Genomic DNA, 22246 nt, shown 5'->3' on the forward strand with positions numbered 1-22246 from the left:
CTAGGGTGCCGGTTCCGTCGAGGCCGACGGGGACGTCGTGACCTCGCCGTCCGGGCCGTAGGCCGCGATGTCGTACTCCAGCGAGTAGTCCGTCGGACTGAAGAAGAGCCGCCCCTCGTTGAACGCCATGAAACTGTCAGGCGTCAGGAAGACATCGTCGACCTTGAAGAGCGGTTCGACCCGCCGGCCGTCGGTGATCCGGACGACCTGGCCCAACTCCCCGTCGAATCCCACCTGATGCACGATCGCGCCCTCCTCGTCCGCGGCCAGGACCATCTGCCGGAAGAAGTCCTCCGTCCGGTGCGACCACACGACCTCACCGGTCGTCGCGTTCATCGCCGTGACCGTGGTGCCGCCCCCGATCCCCGTTTCGGGCGAGATGTACAGCAGGTCGCCGTGGACGGCCAGGCCGCCGCAGTCGTCCACCGCGCTGTAGGGGATGCCCTCATCCCGGCACGCCTCGCCGGCGAAGAGGCCGGCGTCGGCCGCGGGGACCCCGGTGGTCTCGATGGGGACCTGGCCGGTGATCTGGCCCGCCTCGACGAACATCAGCTCGGTGACCGGGCCGAACTCCTCGGAGGTCAGCGACACCACCAGCGGCGAGGAGCTGTGGATCTTCTCCAGCCACCTGCCCTCCGGCAGGTCGAGGGTCCACATGGTGTCCCCGGTGTCCGGGTCGATCTCCTCCAGGCGGAAGATGGGATCGCCCAGCGTGCCGGCCGCGGCGTCGAGCACGATCGCGCACGTGCGCAGCCGGATCAGCGCCGCCCCGCCGGCCACCGCGTCCACGGCGCACACGTCCTCGCCGGTCACGAGTTCCGGCGCCTCCTGGCCGAACACCGTTTGTCTGGCGTCGTTGCTCAGCGCGTCGTACCCGGCCCCGGCCGACGAGATCTCCTCGCCGTCCGCGACGCGGTGCAGGTTCCAGCCGCCGAGCGTGTGGATGGCGTAGGACGATCCGGCCATCGCGATCTGGAACCCGAGGGGGTCCTCCTCGGGCTCCAGCGGCCTGCTCCAGCCCGTCTCACCGGTGGTCAGGTCGATCTGGGTGATGTTCTGACCGCAGTTGTGCTCCCCGTGGCCGACGACCAGCAGCCCCTCGGGGGTGGCGGTGGAGGGCACGCAGATGGCGTCTCCCTCCAGTTCGAGGGTCCAGACCTCGGAGCCGTCGGCCATGGCGTAGGCGGTGAGAACGGATCCGTTGGCCTTGACGATCGTGTCGTTCACCGCCCAGAAGCCCGTGGGGCGCGTCCCCTCGTCGGGCACGTCCTCGTCGACCGACCACATCCGTCCGCCGGGCGTGCTGGGATCGACCGCCGAGACCCGGCCGCCGGCGCTGTCGTCCTCGTCGGAGCCGAGCAGGAACCAGGCGCCGCCGGCCAGGGCGAGCACCAGGACGACGGCGATCACGGCGACGACCGGCGACCGGCCCCCGCGCCGGTGGCCGCCCGGCGGAGGCGGCGCGGCGCCCGGCGGTGGCCCCCCGTACACCGGTCCCGGATACGGCGCCTGGGGCGGCTGGCCGTAGGGGTGGTGCAGTGCCGGGTACGCGCCCGGCGCGGGCGCCGGCGGCTGCGGCCCGGGAACGTGCTGCGGAACGCCGCCCTGGGGCGGGAACTGCGGCGGGGGCGGCTGATGCGGCGGGTGGGGCGGTGGGAAGGGCGTGTTGCTGGACATGGCTCACTCTGTCGGTGTCAGCGATGGGATCGCCGGGTGTTCGTGCCGGGCCGGCGGCGCACCGCCGCCGGCCCGGGCATCCCCCTGTTGGCCACCGGCCGGCTCGGGAGGGGCCCCGCGGCCGGTGGCTGGCGTACCAAGAGTGGCGACCGCGCTTTCATCGCGCTTTCATACCGGGGAGACACTCACGGCGGGGGACCGGCCGAACGGTGGGCCGCGGGCCGAGAGGAACGGGGGGCGTGATGGATTTCGTGGTGCTGGGTCCGGTGGAGATCCGGCGGGACGGGGATGTCCGGGCGGTGTCAGGGCGGCTGCGGCGCACCCTGCTGGGCGTGCTGCTGGCGCGGGCCAATCAGTCCGTCCCGGTGGATGTGCTGACCGACGCGCTGTGGGGCGAGCGGGCCGATCCCCGGGCCGCGCAGCGGCTGCACCTGCATGTGCACCGGCTGCGGGGCCTGCTCGGCGAGCCGGACCGGGTGTCGTGGGGGCCCGAGGGGTACCGGTTGCGGGTGGCGCCCGGGGAGCTGGACGCGGAGCGGTTCGAGTCGCTGGCCGACGAGGCGGCGGGCATCGCCGCGCGGCATCCCCGGCGGGCGGCCGAAGTGCTGCGCGCCGCACTGGACTTGTGGCGGGGCGCCCCGTTCGCCGAGCTGGACGTGCCGCTGCTGGGCGACTGGGCGCACCAGTTGACCGAGCGTCGGCTGGCGGCGCTGGAGGCGCTGTACGAGGCCGAGTTGGCGAGCGGGCCCACCAGGGCGGTCGTCGCGGAGCTGAGCGGGCTGGTGCGGGAGCACCCGGCGCGGGAGCGGCTGCACGCACTGTTGATCACCGCGCTGTACCGGTCGCGCCGGCCCGACGAGGCGCTGGCGGCCTACCGGACGGCGCGACAGCGGATCGCCGCCGAGCTCGGCCTGGACCCAGGCCCCGAACTGCGGGAGCTGGAGCGGCGGATACGGGCCGGCGAACCGGTGGAGCCGGAACCGGACGCCGCCCGGCGCCCCGACGCGGCCGTTCCCGACCAACTGCCCGCCGACATCAGCGGCTTCGTCGGCCGGGACGCCGAACTGGCGGAGCTGGACAGTCTGTTGTCGGGCGACTCACCCGTGCCGCTGTCGGTGGTCGCGGGCACCGCGGGCGTGGGCAAGACGGCGCTGGCGGTGCGGTGGGCGCACCGGGTGCGCGACCGCTTCCCGGACGGGCAGCTCTATCTAGATCTACACGGCTACGGCCCCGACCAGCCGGTGCCGCCGGAGGAGGCGCTGGCCGGGCTCCTGCGCGCGCTGGGCCTGGAGGGCACGGCCGTGCCGCAGGATCTCGCCGAACGGGCGGCGCGGTTCCGCACCCAGCTCGACGGGCGCCGGATGCTGCTGATCCTGGACAACGCCCGCACGGTGGAACAGGTGCGTCCGCTGCTGCCCGGCACCGCCTCGTGCGTCACGCTGATCACCAGCCGGGACGCGCTGGGCGGGCTGGTCGCCCGCGAGGGCGCCTGCCGCGTCAGCCTGGACCGGCCGCCCGTCGCGGATGCCCGCCGCCTGCTGGGCGAGCTGCTCGGCGACCGGGTGGCGGCCGAGCCGGAGGCGGCGGACGCGCTGATCGAGCGGTGCGCCCGGCTGCCGCTGACGCTGCGCATCGCGGCAGAGCTGGTCAAGTCGCAGCCGGGGCGCAGCATCGCCGACCTGGCCGGTGAACTCGCCGACCGGCAGGGCGTGCTGGACGTGCTGGGCGTGGACGGTGACCCGCACCTGGCCGTGCGCACGGTCTTCTCCTGGTCCTATCAGCGGCTGGACGCGGCGGCGGCCCGGGCGTTCCGGCTCTTCGGCGTGCACCCGGGCCACGACATGGACGCGTACGCCGTCGCGGCCCTGGCCGGGAGCGGGCTGCGGGAGACGCGCCGGGGGCTGGAAGTGCTGTGGCGGGCGCATCTGGTGGACCGCACGCCGGCGGGCCGTTATCAGCCGCACGACCTGCTGCGCGCCTACGCGGCCGAGCTCGCGGCGTCCACCGACAGCGCGCGGGAGCGCGAAGCGGCGCGCGACCGGCTGTTCGACCACTACCTCGCCACCGCCTCGATCGCCATGGACCTCGTCGCGCCCTACGAGTCCGGCAGGCGGCCGAAGGTGCCCCTGCCCCGCGGCGCGACCCCGCCGCTGACGACCCATGACGAGGGCCTGCGCTGGCTCGACACCGAGCGGGACAACCTGCTGGAGGCCACCCGGCACGGCCGGCCCGAGTTCGTTCTCTGCCTGGCGGAGACGATCTGGCGCTACCTCGATGTCCGCGGGTGCCACGACCTGGAGATCACCGTGCACACCCGGGCACTGAACGTGGCCCGAAAAAACGGCGACCTGCTCGCCGAGGCCAACGCCCGCCGCCACCTGGGCACCGCCATGAGCCGCCTGCGCACCGATGACGAGGCGGCGACGGACCATCTCCGGCGGGCCCTGGCCGGCTACCGGCGGGCCGGGGAGAAGGAGTTGCAGGCCGCCACGCTGAACAACCTCGGGATCCTGTACCGGACGAAGGGGGACGCGGCGCAGGCCGTGCGCCACCTGGAGCTGGCCCTGGCCGTGTCCGGCCCGGCCACGAGCTGGCAGCTCCGGCGCGCGGCCCTGATCAACCTCGCGGGGAACCTGCGGGACCTGGAGCGGTTCGAGGAGGCCCTGGGCCATGTGCGGGAGGCCATCGACGTGTGCGGAGCCCATGACGACAAGCCGAACGAGGCCAACGCACTCGCCGTCTTCGCCGAACTGTGCATGAACATGGACATGGAACGCGACGAGGAGGCGCTCCGAGCCGCCCACCGCGGCCTGTCCCTCGCCCGCGAGACCGGCTACCGCACCATCGAGTCCGTCTGCCTGCGCCTCCTCGGCAGCCTGCACCGCAACCGCGGCGACCACGAGCAGGCGCTGGGTCACGGCGTCGAGGCGCTGGCGCTCGCCCGCGCCGTGGGCGCCGCGGACCTGCTCAGTCAGGCCCTGAACGCGCTGGCGGCCACCCACGCGGCCGTGGGCCGGCCGGCCGAGGCGCTGAGCCACTACCGGGAGGCCCTGATAACGGCCGCCGACGGCGACAACCGCAAGGAGCTGGCCGACACCCGGGCCGGCATGGCGGCGGTGCTCGCCGGTCTCGGCGAGCACGAGCAGGCCCGCGAGCACTGGGAGCAGGCGCTGCGCGACTACACCGACCTCGGCCTGCCGCGGGCGGCACGCGTGCGGGCCCGGCTGGACGCGGGACTGGACCGCCGCGCCGCGTCGCCCTCGCGAGTCAACGGTCATGCCTCGTCGGCCAGTTGCCGCAGCTCCTGATAGCCGCTCTTGTCGTGCCGGACCCGTACCAGCGCGTCGACCAGCCGCACGAACTCGCGGTCCTCGCGGACCAGCGACCGCAGGGCGGCCGTGTCCTCGCCCAGCCCGAGCCGGCTGGCGGCGTCCAGCGCCTTCTTGTCCGCGAACGGGCCCAGCTCGTCCCAGATGAGCTGGGCCTCGCGGCAGAAGGCGTCGATGACGTCACCGTTGACTCCTGCGAAGTGCCCAAGCAGGTCCCGCTCGCGCGCCGGATCGCGTCCGGCGTCCTCGCGCAGCTCGTTCAGGTCGCCGCCGTGCTCCTCCTGGAGGTGCAGCGCCGCGTCCGTCATCGCGGTGGTGATCCGTTTCCGGTCCCCCTCCGGGTACCCGGCCTCGGCGAGCGTCTGGGCGATCGGCCCGGACCCGGCGCCCAGCACCTGCCCGGCCGTCGACAGCCGCTGACCACGCAGCGCCGTGAACGTGTGCACCGCCGTGTCGGGATCCACCCGCGCGTCGGTCAGCGCCGCGAGCTGCAAGAGCTGGAACATCGAGTGCGGGGACTGTTTCAGGTGGATCTCGGCGTCCTCGGCGAAGCTGCCACGCCCATAGCGCCCGAGCAGCGCCCCGACGACCGTCTGCTTGGCCATGTCCACCATGGCTCACCCCTCTCCCTTCCCCTGCTCGGACTTTCCCTGCCCGGCCTTCTTGGCCAGCCTCCGCCGCTGCCGAGGTGACACCTCCTTGCGCCCGCTCTGCCGGAGATATGCCTCTTCGCGCCGATCGTTCCTCATGCCTCCAGCACACCACCGACCACGCGCTCGCGCGACCCGTCCGGCGGCTCACGGCCCCGGGGCGGGGCGGCCCTTCGCGGGCGAGGTGGCGATGCGGGCGCCGCTGAGGTAGCGGGCGGTGTTGACCAGCCCGACCAGGCTGAACGCCTGCGGGGTGTTGCCGAGGTGGTGCCCGGTCGCGGGGTCGTACTCCTCGCTGAGCAGGCCGACGTCGTTGCGCAGATCGAGCAGACGTTCGAACAGCTCGTGGGCCTGCTGGACGCGACCCAGGCCGAGCAGGGCGTCGGCGAGCCAGAAGCCGCTCGGCACGAAGACGCCCTCCGTGCCGGGCAGCCCGTCGACGCCGCCGTCGGCGTCCGGGCGGTAGCGCCACGGGAAGCCGCCCTCGCACAGCTCGCGCTGAACGGCCTCGACGGTGCCGATCACGCGCGGATCGTGCCACGGCAGAAAGCCGACGCGGGGCAGCAGCAGGAGCGCGGCGTCCAGCCCCCGCGAGCCGTAGAACTGGGTGAACGTGTTCCGTTCGGGGTCGTATCCCCGCTCGCAGATCTCGGCGTGGATGCGGTCGCGCAGCGCGGCCCACCGATCGGCCGGGCCCGGCAGGCCCTGCTCCCGGACGGAGTGGACGGCCCGGTCCAGGCCGGCCCAGGCCATGACCTTGGAGTGGACGAAGTGCCGCCGCGGGCCGCGCACCTCCCACAGGCCGTTGTCGGGTTTCTGCCAGTGGCCCTCCAGGTAGTCCAGCAGGGCGCGCTGGAGGTTCCACGCGGTCTCGGTCGGGGTGATGCCGATCTGCCGGGCGAGATGCAGGGAGTCCAGGACCTCGCCCCACACGTCGAGCTGGTGCTGGCCCACGGCGTCGTTGCCGACCCGGACCGGGACGGACCCCCGATGGCCCGACAGCCAGGCGAGGGTCTGCTCGGGGATGCGGCGGGTGCCGTCCAGGGCGTACATGATCTGGAGGTCCGCCGGGTCGCCGGCGACCGCGCGCAGCAGCCACTCGCGCCAGGCCCACGCCTCCTCGATGAAGCCGGTGCCCATCAGCGCCTGGAGGGTGAACGTGGCGTCCCGCAGCCAGCAGTAGCGGTAGTCCCAGTTCCGGGGTCCCCCGGGCTGTTCGGGGAGCGACGTCGTGGCGGCGGCCAGGAGGCCACCGGTGGGCCCGTGGGTGAGGGCCTTCAGCAGGACGAGCGCCCGCCGCACCGCCTCGGGCCAGTCGCCGTCGTAGCTGCAGCCGCTCATCCAACTGTCCCAGAACCGCTGGGTGTCCGCGATGGCCCACTCGGCGTCCACCGGTTTTGGGGGCGGCAGATGCGAGGCCTCATACGTCAGGACGAACGGAACGCGCCGGCCGGCCTCGACGGTGAACTCGGCCCGGATCCCCCGGTCCGCCTCGTCCGTGCGAACGGGGGTGCGCAGCCAGACCGCGTCGGGTCCCGCGACGGCCCCCAGGTCCTCACCCCGTCGGCTGACCCACGGAACGATGTGGCCGTAGTCGAACCGCGGCCGCAGGTCCATGCGCATGGGCACCCGGCCGGAGACCCCCTCCACGAGGCGGACGACGTCCGCCGCCTCGCCGCGCGGCGGCATGCAGTCCACCACGCGCACCACGCCCTCGGGAGTGCGCCATTCGTTCTCCAGCACCAGCGAGTCACCGCAGTAGCGCCGCCGGGCGACCGAGCCGCCGGCGGCGGGAGCGATGAGCCAGCGGCCGGCCCTCTCGTCGTGCAGCAGGGCCGCGAAGCAGGCGGGCGAGTCGAACCGGGGCAGCGACAGCCAGTCGATGGACCCGTCCCGGCCCACCAGCGCGGCGGTTTGCAGGTCGCCCAGCAGTGCGTAGTCCTCGATGGCGGAGCCAGCCATGGGACGTGCTCCCTTCACGGACGGGTGCGGTGACCGAACTCCCGGCACGCCCGGCGCCGGGGGCGTGGGACGTCACCCACCCTCACACGGGCCCGTCCCGGCGGCCACCGGAGCCGGTCCCCCGGTCCCGCGGCCGGGTATTCAACGGCACCTCACCGCGCCACCCGCTACCCTGGCCGGTATGAAGCGCGCCGCAGTGACGACGACGCCGGAGAGTGTCCCGGCGCGCTGACCGATGTCGTAAGTCTTAAAGCCCCGGGGCGAGTGCCCCGGGGCTTCGGCTTGCGGTCACTCGCCCGCTGTCCGCGAGGAGACCGCCATGCACGACCACCGCAAACTCGGCCGCGAGCTGGGCCTGTTCGACACCGACCCGCTGATCGGCGCCGGGCTGCCGTACTGGCTGCCCGACGGCGCCGCCGTGCGCCACGCCCTGGAGGAATACATCCGCGACGAGGAACGGCGGGCGGGCTACCGGCACGTCTACTCACCGGTGCTCGGCAAGCGGGAGCTGTACGAGATCTCCGGGCACTGGTCGCACTACGGCGAGGACATGTTCCCCCCGATGGACCTCGGCGGCGATCAGGTCCTCCTCCGGCCCAGCCTGTGTCCGCACCACGCGGTCATCTACCGTTCCCGAGCCCGCAGTTACCGCGACCTGCCGCTGCGCATGGCCGAGCTCGGCGGCATGTACCGTTCCGAACTCTCCGGCGTGCTCGGCGGATTGACCCGGGTGCGGGCCATCCAGCTCAACGACGCCCACATCTTCTGCACCGTCGACCAGGTCGCCGACGAGGCACGGGGCGCCCTGGAGATGATCGGCCGCGCCTACCGGGCGCTGGGCATCACCCCTCACCGGTACCGGCTCTCCCTGCCCGGCCCCGGCGGCAAGTACGTCGCCGCGCCCGAGCTGTGGGAACGGTCCACCGCGCTGCTGACCGAGGTCCTCGACCGTTCCGGCCTGCCGTACGAGGCGGCCGAGGGAGAGGCCGCGTTCTACGGGCCCAAGATCGACATCCAGGTCGCCGACCCGGCCGGCCGGGAGTCCACCCTGTCCACCGTTCAGGTCGACTTCCACCAGCCGGAGAGGTTCGACCTGCGCTACACCGGCCCGGACGGCGGGGGGCACCGGCCGGTCATGGTCCACCGCAGCATCATCGGCAGCGTCGAACGCGCCGTGGCCCACCTGATCGAGCAGCACGGCGGCGCCTTCCCGGCCTGGCTGGCCCCCACCCAACTGGTGGTCCTCCCGGTCACCGAGGCCCAGGAGCCAGGCGCCGCGGCGCTGGCCGGGCGCTGCCTCGACCTCGGGCTGCGCGCCGAGACCGCCGGGCCGGAGCACGGCAGCCTCGGCGCCCGTGTCCGCAACGCCCGCCTGGTCCCGTACCAGGCCGTCATCGGCGCCCGGGAGGCCGCCGACGGCCACATCGCCCTGCGCCTGCGCGACGGGCGCCGACTCGACCCGGCGCCCGCCGACGACGTCCTCGACCGCGTCCGCGCGCACATCGACGCCCGCGCCACCGGCCTGTGGGACGACGCCCCGTCCTGACGGTCCCGTCCGGAGGGCTCAGGAGGCGCGGGTCCTGCGCCGGGCGCGGAGCAGCACGGCACCGAGGACGATGGCCGCGGTGGCGGCCAGGACCGCGGGGAGGATCACCGAACCGGTGGTGGCCAGGGAACCGCCCGGGTCGCCGGAAGCGTCCGCGGCGGCGTCGGGGCCGGGGTCCGTGCCGACGGGAACGGTGCCGGTGCCGGTTGTTCCGAAAATGATTGTCATCCCTGTGGGGCGATGCGGTCAAGATCGGTCGCGTCACCGCCCTCTTCCCCCGCCACCCGGGCTTCGTTATGGTCTCCCCCGGGAGCGCACCGCAGGATTCCGCCCGCCCTCCGGGGCCGCGGAACACATGTCGTCAATCAACGAAGTGTGGCGATACAGATGCCCTTCCCCCACAAATCCACCGTCGCGCGCGGCGCGGCGGTCCTCGGGTCCTCCATGGCGCTGCTGGCGTCGCTCGGCACGGGCAGCGCCTCGGCACACGGCGCGGTCAGCGATCCGCCCGCCCGGCACTACGGCTGCTGGGAGCGGTGGGCCGGCGACTGGCAGTCGCCGGACATGGCCACCGAGGACCCGATGTGCTACCAGGCGTGGCAGGCCGACCCCAGCGCCATGTGGAACTGGAACGGTCTGCTGCGCGACGGCGTCGGCGGCAACCACCAGGCCGCCGTTCCCGACGGGCAGTTGTGCAGCGGCGGCCTGACCTTCGACGGGCGCTACGCGGCCCTCGACGTGCCGGGCGAGTGGCAGACGGTGGACAAGCCCAACAGCTTCACGCTGAACCTGCTCGACACCTCCTCGCACGGCGCGGACTACATCGACGTCTACGTCACCGAGCAGGGCTTCGACCCCACCACCGAGCGGCTGAGCTGGAGCGACCTGGAACTCGCGGGCCACGTCGAGAACATCCCGACGGGGACCACGACCCCGGTGAACGTGAACGCGCCGGGCCGCAGCGGACACCACATCGTCTACACGGTGTGGCAGGCCAGCCACCTCGACCAGTCGTACTACTTCTGCAGCGACGTCAACTTCACCGGCTGAGCCCGGTCCGGGGGCCGGGCGCGGTCCCGGCTCCCGGCTCGGCCGGCTACTCCTGCCAGGTGGCGGTGAGTCCGGCGCGCTCCACCCACTGCCGGACGCCCGGCCCGTCCGGTTCCCAGCGGTGACAGAACTCCTGGAGCGACGCGCATCTGGCGAGCATGGCGGTCCGGCGGACGGGCCAGGGGGGCACGTCCCCGGCGTAGGCGGCGAAGAAGTGGCGGAGGGATTCCCGGTGTTCGGGGTGGTACATGCGCACGATCCATTCGCACCAGGCGAGATCCTCCACCGGGTCGCCGAGGTGGGCGAACTCCCAGTCGACGACGGCCGTGACCTCGAAGGTGCCCGGGTCGAGCAGGACGTTGTTCGGCCCGAAGTCGCCGTGCACGAGCACCGTGCCGGTGTCGCCCGGTCCCGCGAACGGTACCTCCGCGGGCAGCGCGTGAATGCGGCGCAGCACCTCGCCGCACGCCCGGAGAACGGCCTCCGCGTGACCGGCGTCCAGCAGCTCCTGGCCCTGCACGCCGGGCGCGAAGCCGAGCGTCAGAGTGTGCTCGTCCGCGCCGAGTACCGGGGGCACCGGCAGATGGTCGCGCAGCCGCGTCAGCAGGTCCCGCTCGCGGGCCAGCCTGCGGGCGGCGTCGGGGCCCTGGTAGGACTTGTCCACGGTCGCTCCGTCGCCGACGGTGCGGTTGGTGTAGCCGTGTTTCAGCGGGCGCACTCGCCGATGGTAGGGGTGAACGCCACCGACGATCAAGGCCGAGCGCCGTGGGAGGCCGACTCGGACAGCGCCGCTTCGCGCAGGTGCTCGGCGAGCGCCGCGGTGGCCGACGGGGCCCGGCCCTTGGCGCCCCAGGCCAGCACGTGCTGGCGGCGGGCCCAGGGATCCCGCAGCTCGCACACGTCGAGCGGCTGGTGGGCGTCGATGACCCGGCGCGGCACGACGGCGAGCCCGACACCGGCCGCCGCCAGGGCGACCAGGACGTTGAGGCTGGCCACGCTGGTGCGGTAACGCACCGCCGGGGCGTGCGGACCGAGGTTCCTCTCGATCCAGTGGCGCAGCGAGGAGTCGGCGTCCAGCCCGACGAGCGGGTGCTCCGCGACCTCGTCGTAGGTCAGCGCGGTGCGCCCGGCGAGAACCCCGCCGGCCTGGCCGATCACCACGAGGGAGTCGTCGGCGAGGGGTTCCATGTCGAGGCCGGAGTCCCGGGCCTCGTCGTCGATGACGATTCCCAGGTCCGCCTCGCCGTCGGCGAGCATCCGCACGGTCCGGGGGGTGCGGCTCTCGGCAACGGTGACGTCGACGTCCGGGTGCGCGCGGAGGAACGTGACCAGGGCCCGCGGCACCAGCCGGTGCATCGCGGAGCCGCCGCCCAGCAGGGTCAGCGGAGTGGCCGGCGACCGGGCATAGCTGGCGACGGCGCTCTCCAGCCGCGCGGTCCGGGCGAGAACGTCGCGCGCGTGCCGGGCCAGGGCCGTCCCGGCCGGGGTGGGCCGCACCCCCCGCCGGCCGCGGACCAGCAGCGCCACACCGGCCTGGCGCTCCAGCGAACGCACCCTGGCGCTGGCCGAGGGCAGGCTCAGATGCATGCGGCGGGCGCCCGCCGTGATCGAGCCCTCGGCCACGATGTCGAGGAAGAGCCGCAGATCGTCCAGGTCGTACCGCATCCGGCGAGCCTATGGCACAGCCTTAGGCTGGGTACGCCGATCACGCATTGTGAACCCCTGGGCCACGGGGCGATGCTCGGTGGGTGTCCGAGATGCTGCTCGTCCTGCTGGCCGGTGCCGTCGCCGGAACGCTCAACTCCATTGGCGGCGGAGGGACGTTCGTCGCGCTGCCCGCTCTGGTCGCGGTCGGCATGTCCCCGGTGACGGCGAACGCGTCGTCGACCATCGCCCTGGTGCCCGGGAGCCTGGCCGGGGCCTGGGTCTACCGGCGCGAACTGACCCCGGTGGGAACGACGTCCACGACGGCGCTGACGGCGGTCAGCGCCCTCGGCGGCGGCCTGGGGGCCGGCCTGCTGCTGGCCCTCCCGGCCACGTCGTTCGACGCCGCGGTGCCCTGGCTGCTCGCCTTCGCCACGGTGGTGCTCGCCTTCGGGCGCCGCGTCTCCCAGGCCCTGAACACCGCGCTGGGCCGCACCGGCGGCATGAGTTCCCGGACCGTCCTGATCGGCCAGTTCGTCCTCGCCGTGTACGGCGGATACTTCGGCGGTGCCGTAGGCATCCTGATGCTGGCCCCGTGGAGCATCGGCCTCGGCCTCGACACCGCGGTCGGCAATCCGACGCGGATCGTCCAGACCGCGGCCATTTACCTCAGCGCGACGGCGCTGTTCCTCGTCGCCTCGGACGCGCTGAACTCTCCCCTTCTCCTCACCGGCATGCTGGCCGGCGCGGTGGCCGGGGGCCTCGCCGGCGCCCATGTCGCCCGCCGGCTCCCCGCCCGGCTGCTGCGGGGCGTCATCCTGACCACCGCGGTGAGCATGACGGTCCTGTACTTCGTGAGCCGCTGCCCGCCGCTTGACTTCAAGTTCACTTGAAATTCTACGGTGATCTTCATGACGACCCACCACCTCTCCGACGACCAGCTCGCCGCCCAGCCGGCCGCGTACTGGACCGGCGTGGCCTACGAGGCCCTCATCGCGTTCACCCGGGCCCGGCAGGCCGAACTCGGCTTCACCCAGCCCCAGTACTGGCTGCTGCGCAACCTGTCGAAGAACGACATCTCGCCCGACGGCCACGGCATGACCATCCCCGAACTCCAGCGGGCCATGAGCTCCTACCTCAGACCCGAGGACGACCTGAAGGCCGAGGCGGAGATCCTGCTGGAACGCGGCTGGCTGACGCGCGACGCCGAGGACCGGCTGTGGATCACCGAGGCGGGCGACGAGGCCCGCGCCGGCTTGAAGCGGCACGCCCCGGCCATCCGCGACCGGATCCACGAGGGCATCGACGACGCCGACTACGTCACCACCCTCAAGGTGCTCCGGCGGATGATCCGGAACACCGGCGGCGCCTTGGCCTAGCCGCCCCGGCCGGGAGATCCTGTGTCACTGCGGGCAGGACCTCGGCCGGAGAGAAGGGGCACGCACCGGTGCGCACTGTGTACGTCATCACCCACCCGGAGGCCACGCACCACGTCGAGGGGGTGGTCGGCGGGTGGCATGACTCGGACCTCACCCCGGCCGGCGTCCGGGCGGCGGCCTCCGCCGCCCGGGCGCTGCGCGCCCAAGTCCCGGACGGCGCCGAGGTGGAGCTGTTCTCGTCGGATCTGCGGCGCACCCGGCAGACGGCCGACGAGGTGGCCGAGGTCTTCGGCGTGAAACCGGTCCTGGACCGCAGGCTGCGGGAGAAGTCCTACGGCGAGGCGGAGGGACGGCCGCAGGAGTGGCTGGACCGGCGGTTCATCCCGCCGCCGGCCGTCGGCGACCGGATGGGACACCACGAGGGCGTGCCGGGCGCCGAGACCAGGGCGCAGTTCGCGCACCGGATCTACCCCGCCATGGACGACATTCTGCGGCGCCCGTGCGAGCACCAGATCATCGTGACGCACGGGTTCGCCCTGACGTTCGTCGTGGCCGCCTGGATCAAAATGCCGATCGAGTCGCTGGGCTCCGTCGGTTTCCGGGCGCCCTCCGGCAGCATCACCACGCTGCGCGAGGACGACTTCTTCCACAACCGCCAGGTGGTCGCCCTCGGTGACACCCGCCATCTCGACACCGCCCGGACCGGCTGAAGTCCGTCGCGGAACAGCCGAGTCGGGTGTCACTCACCCGTGGCGCCGTCGATGGCCTCGCGGAGCAGGTCGGCGTGGCCGTTGTGCCGCGCGTATTCGTCGATCATGTGGTTGAGGACCCAGCGCAGCGACTGCCGCTTCCGCCGAGAGGGGTTGAACCCCACGGCGTCCAGGGGGTGTTCGGCCACCACGCGGCGGGAGTGCTCGACCTGCTCCCGCCACAGCGCGACGGTGGCCTCGCCGGTCGCCGAGCCTATGTCGTTGAAGTCCTCGTCGTCGTCATCGGTCGCGGTGAACAGCTCCGCCGGTTCCTCGCCGGCGACGATCACCTGGAAGTACCACCGCTCCACCCCGGCCAGGTGCCGCATCAAACCCATGAGGGTCAGGCCGGAGGTGGGCACCGCGCGCAGGCGAAGCTGCTCGTCGGTGAGCCCGGAGCACTTGCGCAGCAGAGTCTCTCGGTGCCAGTCGAGGAACGTGAGCAGCAGCGTTCGCTCGTCGGCCGTGGTCGCCAGCTCGAAACGTGAGTCGGACATGGCTGGATCATAAGGATCCGGCCGGCCCGCCCTCCCGGCGCCTACCCCAACAACTGGTCCAGGAACGGGTTGCCGAAGACCCGGTGGGGGTCGAGCCGGTCGAGGATCCCGACCGCCTCCCCGAACTGGCCCGGGGCGTAACTCGCGGGCACCCACTCGCCGATGACCTCGCCGTCGGCCCACGACGCGGCGTCCGTGTAGGCCCAGCCCTTGGACCACTCGACGCGGGCGAGGGCGTGGCCGCCGTCGAAGGTCCGCATCAGGAAGCGCTCCAGCTCACGGTAGAACTCCGCCGCGCCCGGGGTTTCCGGCTGTGTCAGGACGTCCACCCAGATCGCGCAGTCCCAGTCGGGCCGTTCCGGGTGCGGCCGCACCACCGACAGCAGGGGCGGTCCGGCGCCGGGCGCGGCGTTGTCGGTCGGCTGGTCGAGCCCGGCCACCCGGATCTCGACCTGCCCGTTCACAGGGTAACGCCCCGCCGCCGCCCAGGCGTTGAGGCGTTCCTGGTAGAAGCCGGCGAACTCCGCGATCACGCGCTGCACATCGGCGCGCCGGGTGAGGATCGCATAGCCGTTGGCCGTCTCGCGCAGCGTCGTCGGCCGCAGGTAGAACAGCAGGCAGTACGAGGGGCCCCACAGGTCGTGCGCCGCCGTCAGGCTCAGCCCGCCGGCCGCCGCCGTCCACTGGGCGGCGCCGAGCACGGGCGCCAGGTACCAGGCGGCCTCGGCCACCAGCCGCCCGGCGAGGCGGGAGACGGACTCCGGCACCGAGTCGCTGAACGGGTAGTTGTAGGGGCTGTGCACCCCCCGCGCCCCGGTGGGCCGGCTGGGGCTGGGGCTCCACACCTTCAGCCAGGGCTTGTCGGTGAAGGCGAACCAGATCGCCTCCACCCGTCCGGACGCGTTCACGAAGTCGCCGAAGGTGCGCCCGCCCGCGGCGGCGCGGCTGCCGGGCGGGGCGAACAGTTCGTCGGCGGGGATGTCGATGCGGCTGACGCACCGCAGCGGCGTCTCCCGCCCGGCCTGGAGCACGGCCTCCGCCACCAGGCCCCGCCCGAGGTGGGCGGCCAGCGCGCCGCACTCGGGGTCGCGGCCGCGTTCGAACGTCTTGAGCGCGTAGGCGCCGCGCGTCTCGTCCCAGACCACGGCGGTCAGGGAGAGCACGAGGTTGCTGAGCGTGCCGTAGGTGTGGCCGGGGCGCGGCGTCTCGCCCTCGGCGGGCACGCTGGTGCCGTGCGCGTCGATCGCGAGGGTGCCGCCGAGGGTGAGCTCGCCGGGCGCGGGGGTGTTGGTGACCCCGAGGCCGTTGTCGGCGAGGAAGGCCATGAGGTCCTCCAGCAGCACGCCGGGCTGGGCCCGCACCGCGCCGGGGGCGCCGGCGGGCGGGTCGGCGAGTTCGACGTGGGTGAGGTGCTCGGTGGTGTCGAGCAGCAGCACGCGATCGCCGGAGGGCATGGCCGGGGTGATGGTGAGGGGGGACCACGTGTGCGCCATGCCGCGCGGGCGCAGCCGCCAGCCCTCGGCGTGCGCCCAGTTGGCGAGGTCGACGAGGTCCTGCGGGGTGCGCGGCGCGCAGGCCCACAGGCCGGGGTGGGCGATCTCGCCCGACCAGTTGAGGTAGGCGGTGCGGTAGGGGGCGAGCCCGTTCGGCAGTTCGGGCGCCGCCGTGCCGCCCCGCGCGGCCCCGGCGCCGGCCAGGGTCACCGCCCCGGCTCCGACGGCGCCGCGCAGAACGCCGCGGCGCGTGACCGATCCGCCTGCTTTTCCCGCACTTGGGGTCCGGTTTCCTGTCATGTACGCACGCATACCCCAATTTGCTGATCACGCACGGGTCGAAGGACCAACAGCCGTCTCCTGACGGGGCTTTCAGCCAGGCGCCGGGACAGCAGCGCTCCGGCGGTCATGGCCACCGCTCCGGCGAACGCCGCGGTGGCGGCGATGAGGGCGGCGCCGGTGTGGCCGAGGGCGACGGCCACCACCGCGACGGCGAGCACCACGGGGGTGGGCAGGCGCGCCGCCACCCGCTTGATCAGGGGCGAGCCCACGGCGGTGGCGGCGTAGAAGGCGCTGATCATCAGCCCGACGGCAGTAGCGGAGGCGTTCAAGAACGGAGGGTTCCTAACCGGCCGGATGCGGCCAGGGATTCGGTACGCAGGTGAGGCCCGTGACGGGGCTGGTCAGGAACTTGGTCTGCTGCATCATGACCGGCGCGGGGGCACCATCGGCCGCGCAGTCGGAGTGACCGTAGCCGATGCGGTGCCCGACCTCGTGGTTGATCAGCATCTGCCGGTACCCGCGGATGTCGTCGCCGTAGGTCTCCGAACCAAGCGCCCAGCGCCAGGCGTTGATCATCACGCGCTCGGTGGTCGCCGCGTCGCAGGACACGTTGCTCTGCGTGGTGTCCAGACCGGACCTCGCGCACCACTCGGCGGTGGTACCCGGGCTGGCCAGCGTGATCACGAAGTCATAGTGGCCCGACGACACCCGCGCGAAGCCGCGCTCGCCGTCGTTGCCCCAGCTCCGCTCGTCGTTGAGCGTCCGGTGCACCGCTTCGGCGAAGAACTCCGGGTTCACCGGCAGACCTTCCTCGACGTCCACCCGGTACCGCAGCAGCGTCGTCGCGTCCGGATCGGCCGCCGGCGCGCTGCCGCCCACCGGCACCAGCTCTCCGGAGCCGGTGAGTTGGGGGTCGAGGGGGAACGTGGCGGCCATCCAGTCGTCGTAGTCCGGCTCGGCGCCCGATTCCGGCTCGGCGCTCGACTCCGGGTCGGGCGGAGCGCCGCGCGTGTGCCGGACGGTGTCCACGGAGTGCTCATGGCCGGTGTCGTCCGCCCGCGCGCCGGAGGATGTGCCGCCCTGGTACGCGGTCAGGACGATGATCACCGCGGTGGCCGCCACCGCCCCGGTGGCGAGGCCCGCCGACACCACCACTCGGACCCGAGAGGCCTTTCGGTGCCGGGTCGTCGCCGCGGCACCTGGTCGGAGTCGCATGTCAGACCCCGGACACGGTCGTAGTCGTCACGTCATTCCTCATTGTCTTCGGGCTTCGATCCCTCACGAGATGAGAGCGAAAGCGATGTCGTCGAGCTGGCTTCTGCTCAGTGGCGCCGGATCGGCCGCCGTTCCCTCCACCGAGACGACGGCCCGCTGGAACGCGTTGGGCCGGGCCTCGACGACGTGCCGGAACCCGTTCTCCCGGCCGCCCATGTACCGTCCGCCGGGGAAGAGTTCGCAGTCCGCCGCGAGCGGGGCCTCGGGCGGACTGGTCGGGCACGCCAGCTCCTTCAGCTCCACGCTTGAACTGTCGACCGTCACCGCCGCCCGGAACACCCGGGAGGACGTCGTGAAGCTCACCGTGAAGCGCCAGGACAGGAGCGTGTCCTCGGTCGGGACAGGGGCGTCCCCGGCGGACAGCCGGACCACGTCGGCGTCGGGCACGTGCTCGGCGAACGCCTCGGTGAGCCGGTCCTCGATGATCTCCCCCACCGCGTCGTACTCGGCGGGTGCGTGGGAGGGAGCCGTCTCGCCCCGGCTCGGCCACAGCGGTGGCAACGTGGGTCCCGGCCCCGTGGGGTCCGGGTCCGCCCCTTCGCCGAACGCGGGTCCGCCGGACGCCGGGGGCACCTCGCCGGCCCCGCCGCCGGGGGACGTGGTCACCAGCGAGGGGAGCACCGTGGCCAGCCCCGCGACGAGCGCCGTCATGGCGCCCGCGCCCAGCAGCGTCCGGCGCCGCGCCGCCCGCCGCCGCGCGCGGGCGGCGATCTCCGCCATGCCGACGCGCAGCGGGGGCTCGTTCGCCACGGCCTGCCGCAGCCCTTCCCTGATCCGCTGATCCGTCACCGGGCCGGCCTCCCCGTGATCGACACGGTCAACTCGGCCTCGGAATCGCCGATGTACTGCCGGAGCGTCCGCAACCCGCGGGCGGTCTGGCTCTTCACGTTCCCCTCCGAACAGCGCAGCGCGGCGGCCGTGTCCGCGACGGACAGATCGTCGAAGTAGCGCAGCACGATCGTGGCCCGCTGCCGGGGCGGCAGCGTGAGCAGCGCCTCATGAACGAGGCTGCGCACGTCCATCCGGTGGGCGATGTCATCCGGCTCGGCCGACACGTCCGGGCTGTCCGGCACGCTCTCGCAACTGCTCTCCGAACGGCGCCAGGGCTTGCGTCTCTCATCCAGCCAGGTGCGCAACAGCACGCGCCGGACATAGGAGTTGAGCTGGTCGCGCCGTTCGAGACGAGACCATGAGTGGTACATCTTGATCAACGCGCCCTGCATCAGATCCTCCGCCAAGTGCCAGTCCCCGCACAGCAGATAAGCGGTCCGGCGCAGCGGCCGGGCTTGAACTGCCGCGAACTCGCGAAACCGCTCTTCGTCTTGCCGGCGCATCCGTTCCCCTTTCACTCCTACGTCACGGAGGAGAGGCCGACGGGGTTGCATCGGCGGGGTGGAATCGCGCGGCGGCGTGGACCGTTCGGCACCGGGGCCCGGCGGTCACAGGGAGCGCAGGAACCGGATCAGCACCTCGTTGACCTGTTCGGGCCGTTCCTGCTGGATGGCGTGGCCGCAGCCGGGCAGGACGACCGTCTCGCGCAGGTGGGGGAAGGAGCGGGACCTGCCGGACATCAACTCCAGGCTCCGCGGCATCCCGATAGCGCCGTCCCGGCCACCGATCAGGTACAGGGCGGGCGCCGGCGCGGGGTTGTGCCGCCAGGACGCCGACAGCTCCCCGTTCCGGTCGAGGTTGCGATATCAGTTGAGGCCGCCGGTGAAGCCCGAGCGGCGGTACTGGACGAGGTAGAACGCCTCGCCCCGAGCGGTCCGCAGGGCCGGGATCGGCGTCTGGGCCGGGTCCTGCGGCTCGGCGAAGCGGTCCGGAATGCTCATTCCCACCACCGCCTCGATCCGCTCGGGACGCATCTTGGCCATCTCCCAGGCGACAATGGCGCCCCAGTCGTGGCCGGCCACCGACGGCCAACTCCCCCACCCAGCGGGCGAATTGCCGACCCGCTGTCCTAAGGTGGCGTTCGCCGCACACGCCTTCGCATCGGAACGGTGACCATGACAGACATGTCGTCCGCCTCTCGTCCCTCAGTTCCCGGGATCGACACGACGATCCCCCACTCGGCCCGCGTCTGGAACTACTGGCTGGGCGGCAAGGACAACTACGAGGTCGACCGGAAGGCGGGCGACGCCTTCCTCGAGGTCTACCCGGGCATCCGCGACATCGCCCGGGTCTCCCGCTACTGGCTGGCCCGGGTGGTGCGCCACCTGGCGGGCGAGGCCGGTGTCCGGCAGTTCCTCGACATCGGCACGGGACTGCCGACGGTGGACAACACCCACCAGATCGCCCAGACGGTCGCGCCGGACTCGCACATCGTCTATGTGGACAACGACCCGCTGGTGCTCACGCACGCCCGCGCGCTGCTGACCTCGAGTCCGGAGGGCGCCACCGACTACATCGACGCCGACGTGCACGACCCGGATCGCATCCTGGACGCCGCGGCGAAGACCCTGGACTTCTCCCGGCCGGTGGCCGTGATGCTCATCGGCATCCTGGGACATGTGCAGGACTGCGACGAGGGCCGCTCCATCGTCGCCCGGCTGCTTGAACCGCTGCCTTCCGGCAGCTACCTGGCGCTCTACGACGGCACCGACACCGACGAGGTGTACGTGACCGCGACCGCCACCTACAACGGCAGCGGCGGGGTGCCGTACAACCTCCGCTCCCCGGAGCGGATCGCCTCCTTCTTCGAGGGACTGGACCTCGTGGAGCCGGGCGTCGTGGAGCTGTCCACGTGGCGGCCCGAGGCGAGCCCGCTGGGCGCCCCGCGGCCCGTCCCCGCCTGGGGAGGCGTGGGGCGCAAGCCCTGAGGCCGAGCGGGGACCCGAACGGCCGGGCCCTGTCCGGCCGGTGGCGTTGCCGCGGCCGGACTGGCGCACGAGCGAGCGGAACGTGCCGCCCAGTCCACGACTTCCCGCAGCGGCCCATGTCACGGAAGCGCCCCCGCCCTCGGTGCAGGAGGGCGGGGGCTGTCCGCTGCTGGGTCGTTACCGGGGGAAGTACGGTCTCAGCAGGGGGAGTTGGTCTGGGTCAGCAGGCCGAGCCGCCAGGGCAGGAGGTTGTAGGGGTCAGTGGCGTTCGGGTCCATGCCCTGGTAGAGGAAGCGCAGGTCGCATGGGCTGATGGTGAGGGTCTGGTCGGTGCCGCTGCGGATCAGTTCGCCGTGGCTGATGTCCCGCGTCCAGGCCGTGCCGTTGAACGTCACGTTGTTGGCGCGGGCGAAGGGGTTGGCCTCGGTGTCGGCGAGGGGCTGCCAGGGCCCGGTGATGGCGGGCGCGGTCCAGGAGCGGAAGTAGCGTTTTCCGTCACCGCCGATGGCCTCGACCATCATCAGATAGGTGTTGCTGTCCGACAGGCGGTAGATGTTGGCCGCCTCGAACAGCCGGTACTTGTTGGAGTCCTGCATCGCGATGACGGTGTTGGTGAAGCCGTTGGGGAAGTTGGCCAGCGTCGTCTCCGACCGGTACAGGTGGCCGTTGTCGTCGGAGGAGAACAGGTAGCACTTCGCGCTGTCGCAGATCGTCCAGAAGTCGACCCAGTACCCGTCGCCGATGTTGTCCCGGATGATCTGCGGCATGCCGCCGGAGTAGAAGTACCGCGGCGCGCTCCAGGACTGCGGGTTGCTGATGTCCGACGTGGTGGAGTACGCGGCGTTGTCCCCGGTCTGGAAGACGAGGTACCAGAGGTTCTGCGGCGCGAAGAAGAAGATCTGCGGCGCGGCCTTGTACCCGGAGCCGATCGCTGTCTGGTCCAGGTAGCGGTGCTGCGCGTTGTTCGCCTGCGACCAGTCGGTGAAGTTCAGGTACACCATGCTGTAGGCGCCGTTGTTGTTGGTCGTGGTGGCGAACACGTGATAGCGGCCGTTGTGGTACACGACCGACGGGTCCTTCACCGCGCGGATGGAGTGCGTCGCATCCGACTTCGGCCCGATCAACTGGGCGCTGGAACTCCACTGGAAGCTGGTGGGCAGGGCGTTGCCGGGCGCGCTGCCGCCGGTCTCGACGTCGAGGTGGTCGATGTTGGGCAGGCCGGTCGCGCTGGTCGGGCTGACGCGGATGGTGTTGCTGCCCGCGCTGAGCTGGACGGTCAGCGTCTTGGTGGTCCAGGTGGACCAGGCGCCGCTGCCCTCGAACGAAAGGGTCTGCACCGTCTGGCCGTTGACGATCACGCTCGCCGGACGGGCCGTGGTGGCGCCGTTGGAGAAGCGGATGCCGAGGGTGGCGGTGCCGGCGGCCGGGGCGTTGACCGTGAACTGCGCGTGGGCGCCGGTGGCGTTGTCGCCGTTGCAGAAGCCGCTGCCGGAGTAGCCGGACCAGTTGGTGTCGATGCTGCCGGTGCACACCGCCGGGGACGTCTCGGCCTCGTAGCGGGTGGGGGCGGCGTTGGCCGGGGGCGCGGACAGCGCGACGAGCAGACCGGCCAGGAGGCCGAACAGGCCGGCGCCGGCGGTGAGGGACCTCGAACGCGTCGATGGTCCGCGGTGGAGGCGGCTGGTCGAGCCCCGGGTTCGACGTGCCAGCAGGCGCATGGGGGTGGCCCTTTCTGTGACCGGGCGTGCGGGTGGTTGCGGCGGGCCCCCGGGACCCGCATGGAAGCGCTCCCACAACCGAACGTAAGCGCCTGCCCCGGATGCGTCAACAGCGGCGACGGGTCGACATCGACGCGGAATTGTCCACGCAGCGCACTGAATTGTCCCGCCCGTTG

The 22246-nt window shown here is 72.6% G+C and carries 21 protein-coding genes and 1 pseudogene; 7 read left to right on the top strand and 15 right to left on the bottom strand.

Annotated features, from left to right (window positions below):
* The gene (locus tag RM590_RS23115) at positions 1 to 1677 is read right to left on the bottom strand and encodes an outer membrane protein assembly factor BamB family protein (RefSeq protein WP_311706599.1); all 1677 of its coding nucleotides are present in this window, start codon (positions 1675 to 1677) and stop codon (positions 1 to 3) included.
* A 242-nt stretch (positions 1678 to 1919) separates the two neighbouring features.
* Here RM590_RS23115 and RM590_RS23120 point away from each other — a divergent pair, with 242 nt between their 5' ends.
* Complete coding sequence (locus RM590_RS23120) at positions 1920 to 4985, top strand: AfsR/SARP family transcriptional regulator (protein WP_311706690.1); 3066 nt, start codon at positions 1920 to 1922, stop codon at positions 4983 to 4985.
* Here RM590_RS23120 and RM590_RS23125 read toward each other — a convergent pair.
* Together RM590_RS23125 and RM590_RS23130 are read right to left on the bottom strand one after the other, a co-directional pair.
* Positions 4952 to 5620 (bottom strand): hypothetical protein, encoded by a 669-nt coding sequence (locus RM590_RS23125; protein WP_311706600.1) that lies wholly within the window; start codon positions 5618 to 5620, stop codon positions 4952 to 4954. The genes RM590_RS23120 and RM590_RS23125 overlap by 34 nt on opposite strands.
* Before the next feature lie 183 nt (positions 5621 to 5803).
* Positions 5804 to 7618 (bottom strand): glycoside hydrolase family 15 protein, encoded by a 1815-nt coding sequence (locus RM590_RS23130; protein ID WP_311706601.1) that lies wholly within the window; start codon positions 7616 to 7618, stop codon positions 5804 to 5806.
* Between the two features lie 313 nt (positions 7619 to 7931).
* Here RM590_RS23130 and thrS point away from each other — a divergent pair.
* Positions 7932 to 9164 (top strand): annotated as a pseudogene (gene thrS, locus RM590_RS23135) (threonine--tRNA ligase); the annotation flags it as partial.
* Positions 9165 to 9182: 18 nt separating this feature from the next.
* Here thrS and RM590_RS23140 read toward each other — a convergent pair.
* Complete coding sequence (locus RM590_RS23140; protein ID WP_311706602.1) at positions 9183 to 9392, bottom strand: hypothetical protein; 210 nt, start codon at positions 9390 to 9392, stop codon at positions 9183 to 9185.
* 159 nt (positions 9393 to 9551) lie between these two features.
* Between RM590_RS23140 and RM590_RS23145 the strand changes: the two genes are divergently transcribed.
* Positions 9552 to 10214 (top strand): lytic polysaccharide monooxygenase auxiliary activity family 9 protein, encoded by a 663-nt coding sequence (locus tag RM590_RS23145; RefSeq protein WP_311706603.1) that lies wholly within the window; start codon positions 9552 to 9554, stop codon positions 10212 to 10214.
* 46 nt (positions 10215 to 10260) lie between these two features.
* Here RM590_RS23145 and RM590_RS23150 read toward each other — a convergent pair whose 3' ends face one another.
* Positions 10261 to 10932 (bottom strand): phosphotransferase family protein, encoded by a 672-nt coding sequence (locus RM590_RS23150; RefSeq protein WP_311706604.1) that lies wholly within the window; start codon positions 10930 to 10932, stop codon positions 10261 to 10263.
* 32 nt (positions 10933 to 10964) lie between these two features.
* On the bottom strand, positions 10965 to 11879 hold the full coding sequence (locus RM590_RS23155) for a LysR family transcriptional regulator (RefSeq protein ID WP_311706605.1): 915 nt from the start codon (positions 11877 to 11879) through the stop codon (positions 10965 to 10967).
* Positions 11880 to 11971: 92 nt separating this feature from the next.
* On the opposite strand from RM590_RS23155, the gene RM590_RS23160 reads away from it, so the two are divergent.
* The 3 genes from RM590_RS23160 to RM590_RS23170 all read left to right on the top strand — a co-directional run bounded on the left by RM590_RS23160 (position 11972) and on the right by RM590_RS23170 (position 13947).
* A complete protein-coding gene (locus RM590_RS23160; protein WP_394813954.1) occupies positions 11972 to 12751 on the top strand; it encodes a sulfite exporter TauE/SafE family protein in 780 nt (259 codons plus the stop codon).
* An 18-nt stretch (positions 12752 to 12769) separates the two neighbouring features.
* On the top strand, positions 12770 to 13237 hold the full coding sequence (locus tag RM590_RS23165; RefSeq protein WP_311706607.1) for a MarR family winged helix-turn-helix transcriptional regulator: 468 nt from the start codon (positions 12770 to 12772) through the stop codon (positions 13235 to 13237).
* 68 nt (positions 13238 to 13305) lie between these two features.
* Positions 13306 to 13947 carry a histidine phosphatase family protein gene (locus tag RM590_RS23170; RefSeq protein WP_311706608.1) on the top strand — a complete coding sequence of 214 codons (642 nt, stop codon included), beginning with the start codon at positions 13306 to 13308 and terminating at the stop codon, positions 13945 to 13947.
* 29 nt (positions 13948 to 13976) lie between these two features.
* Here the strand turns inward: RM590_RS23170 and RM590_RS23175 are convergent, their stop codons facing one another.
* The 8 genes from RM590_RS23175 to RM590_RS23210 all read right to left on the bottom strand — a co-directional run bounded on the left by RM590_RS23175 (position 13977) and on the right by RM590_RS23210 (position 19446).
* On the bottom strand, positions 13977 to 14483 hold the full coding sequence (locus RM590_RS23175; protein ID WP_311706609.1) for a DinB family protein: 507 nt from the start codon (positions 14481 to 14483) through the stop codon (positions 13977 to 13979).
* A 41-nt stretch (positions 14484 to 14524) separates the two neighbouring features.
* Positions 14525 to 16276, bottom strand: coding sequence for a cholesterol oxidase substrate-binding domain-containing protein (locus RM590_RS23180; protein WP_394813944.1), 1752 nt, complete (start codon positions 16274 to 16276; stop codon positions 14525 to 14527).
* Entirely contained in the window at positions 16273 to 16587 is a 315-nt protein-coding gene (locus RM590_RS23185; protein WP_311706611.1) for a hypothetical protein, read from the bottom strand. The genes RM590_RS23180 and RM590_RS23185 overlap by 4 nt, the downstream gene beginning before the upstream one ends.
* Before the next feature lie 13 nt (positions 16588 to 16600).
* Complete coding sequence (locus RM590_RS23190; RefSeq protein ID WP_394813945.1) at positions 16601 to 17410, bottom strand: DUF3152 domain-containing protein; 810 nt, start codon at positions 17408 to 17410, stop codon at positions 16601 to 16603.
* Positions 17411 to 17536: 126 nt separating this feature from the next.
* On the bottom strand, positions 17537 to 18322 hold the full coding sequence (locus RM590_RS23195; RefSeq protein WP_311706612.1) for a hypothetical protein: 786 nt from the start codon (positions 18320 to 18322) through the stop codon (positions 17537 to 17539).
* Positions 18319 to 18867: an RNA polymerase sigma factor gene (locus RM590_RS23200; protein WP_311706613.1), complete on the bottom strand. Its 549-nt coding sequence runs from the start codon at positions 18865 to 18867 to the stop codon at positions 18319 to 18321. The genes RM590_RS23195 and RM590_RS23200 overlap by 4 nt, the downstream gene beginning before the upstream one ends.
* Before the next feature lie 105 nt (positions 18868 to 18972).
* Positions 18973 to 19104, bottom strand: a complete 132-nt coding sequence (locus tag RM590_RS23205) for an alpha/beta fold hydrolase (RefSeq protein WP_311706614.1) — start codon at positions 19102 to 19104, stop codon at positions 18973 to 18975.
* A gap of 126 nt (positions 19105 to 19230) precedes the next feature.
* A complete protein-coding gene (locus RM590_RS23210; protein ID WP_311706615.1) occupies positions 19231 to 19446 on the bottom strand; it encodes an alpha/beta fold hydrolase in 216 nt (71 codons plus the stop codon).
* Between the two features lie 93 nt (positions 19447 to 19539).
* Here RM590_RS23210 and RM590_RS23215 point away from each other — a divergent pair, with 93 nt between their 5' ends.
* Positions 19540 to 20352: an SAM-dependent methyltransferase gene (locus RM590_RS23215; protein ID WP_311706691.1), complete on the top strand. Its 813-nt coding sequence runs from the start codon at positions 19540 to 19542 to the stop codon at positions 20350 to 20352.
* Positions 20353 to 20549: 197 nt separating this feature from the next.
* On the opposite strand, the gene RM590_RS36055 is transcribed toward RM590_RS23215, so the two are convergent.
* Complete coding sequence (locus RM590_RS36055) at positions 20550 to 22070, bottom strand: non-reducing end alpha-L-arabinofuranosidase family hydrolase (protein ID WP_394813946.1); 1521 nt, start codon at positions 22068 to 22070, stop codon at positions 20550 to 20552.
* Positions 22071 to 22246: the final 176 nt, after the last annotated feature.

This window comes from Streptomyces litchfieldiae, assembly GCF_031845365.1.
GTDB lineage: Bacteria > Actinomycetota > Actinomycetes > Streptomycetales > Streptomycetaceae > Streptomyces > Streptomyces litchfieldiae.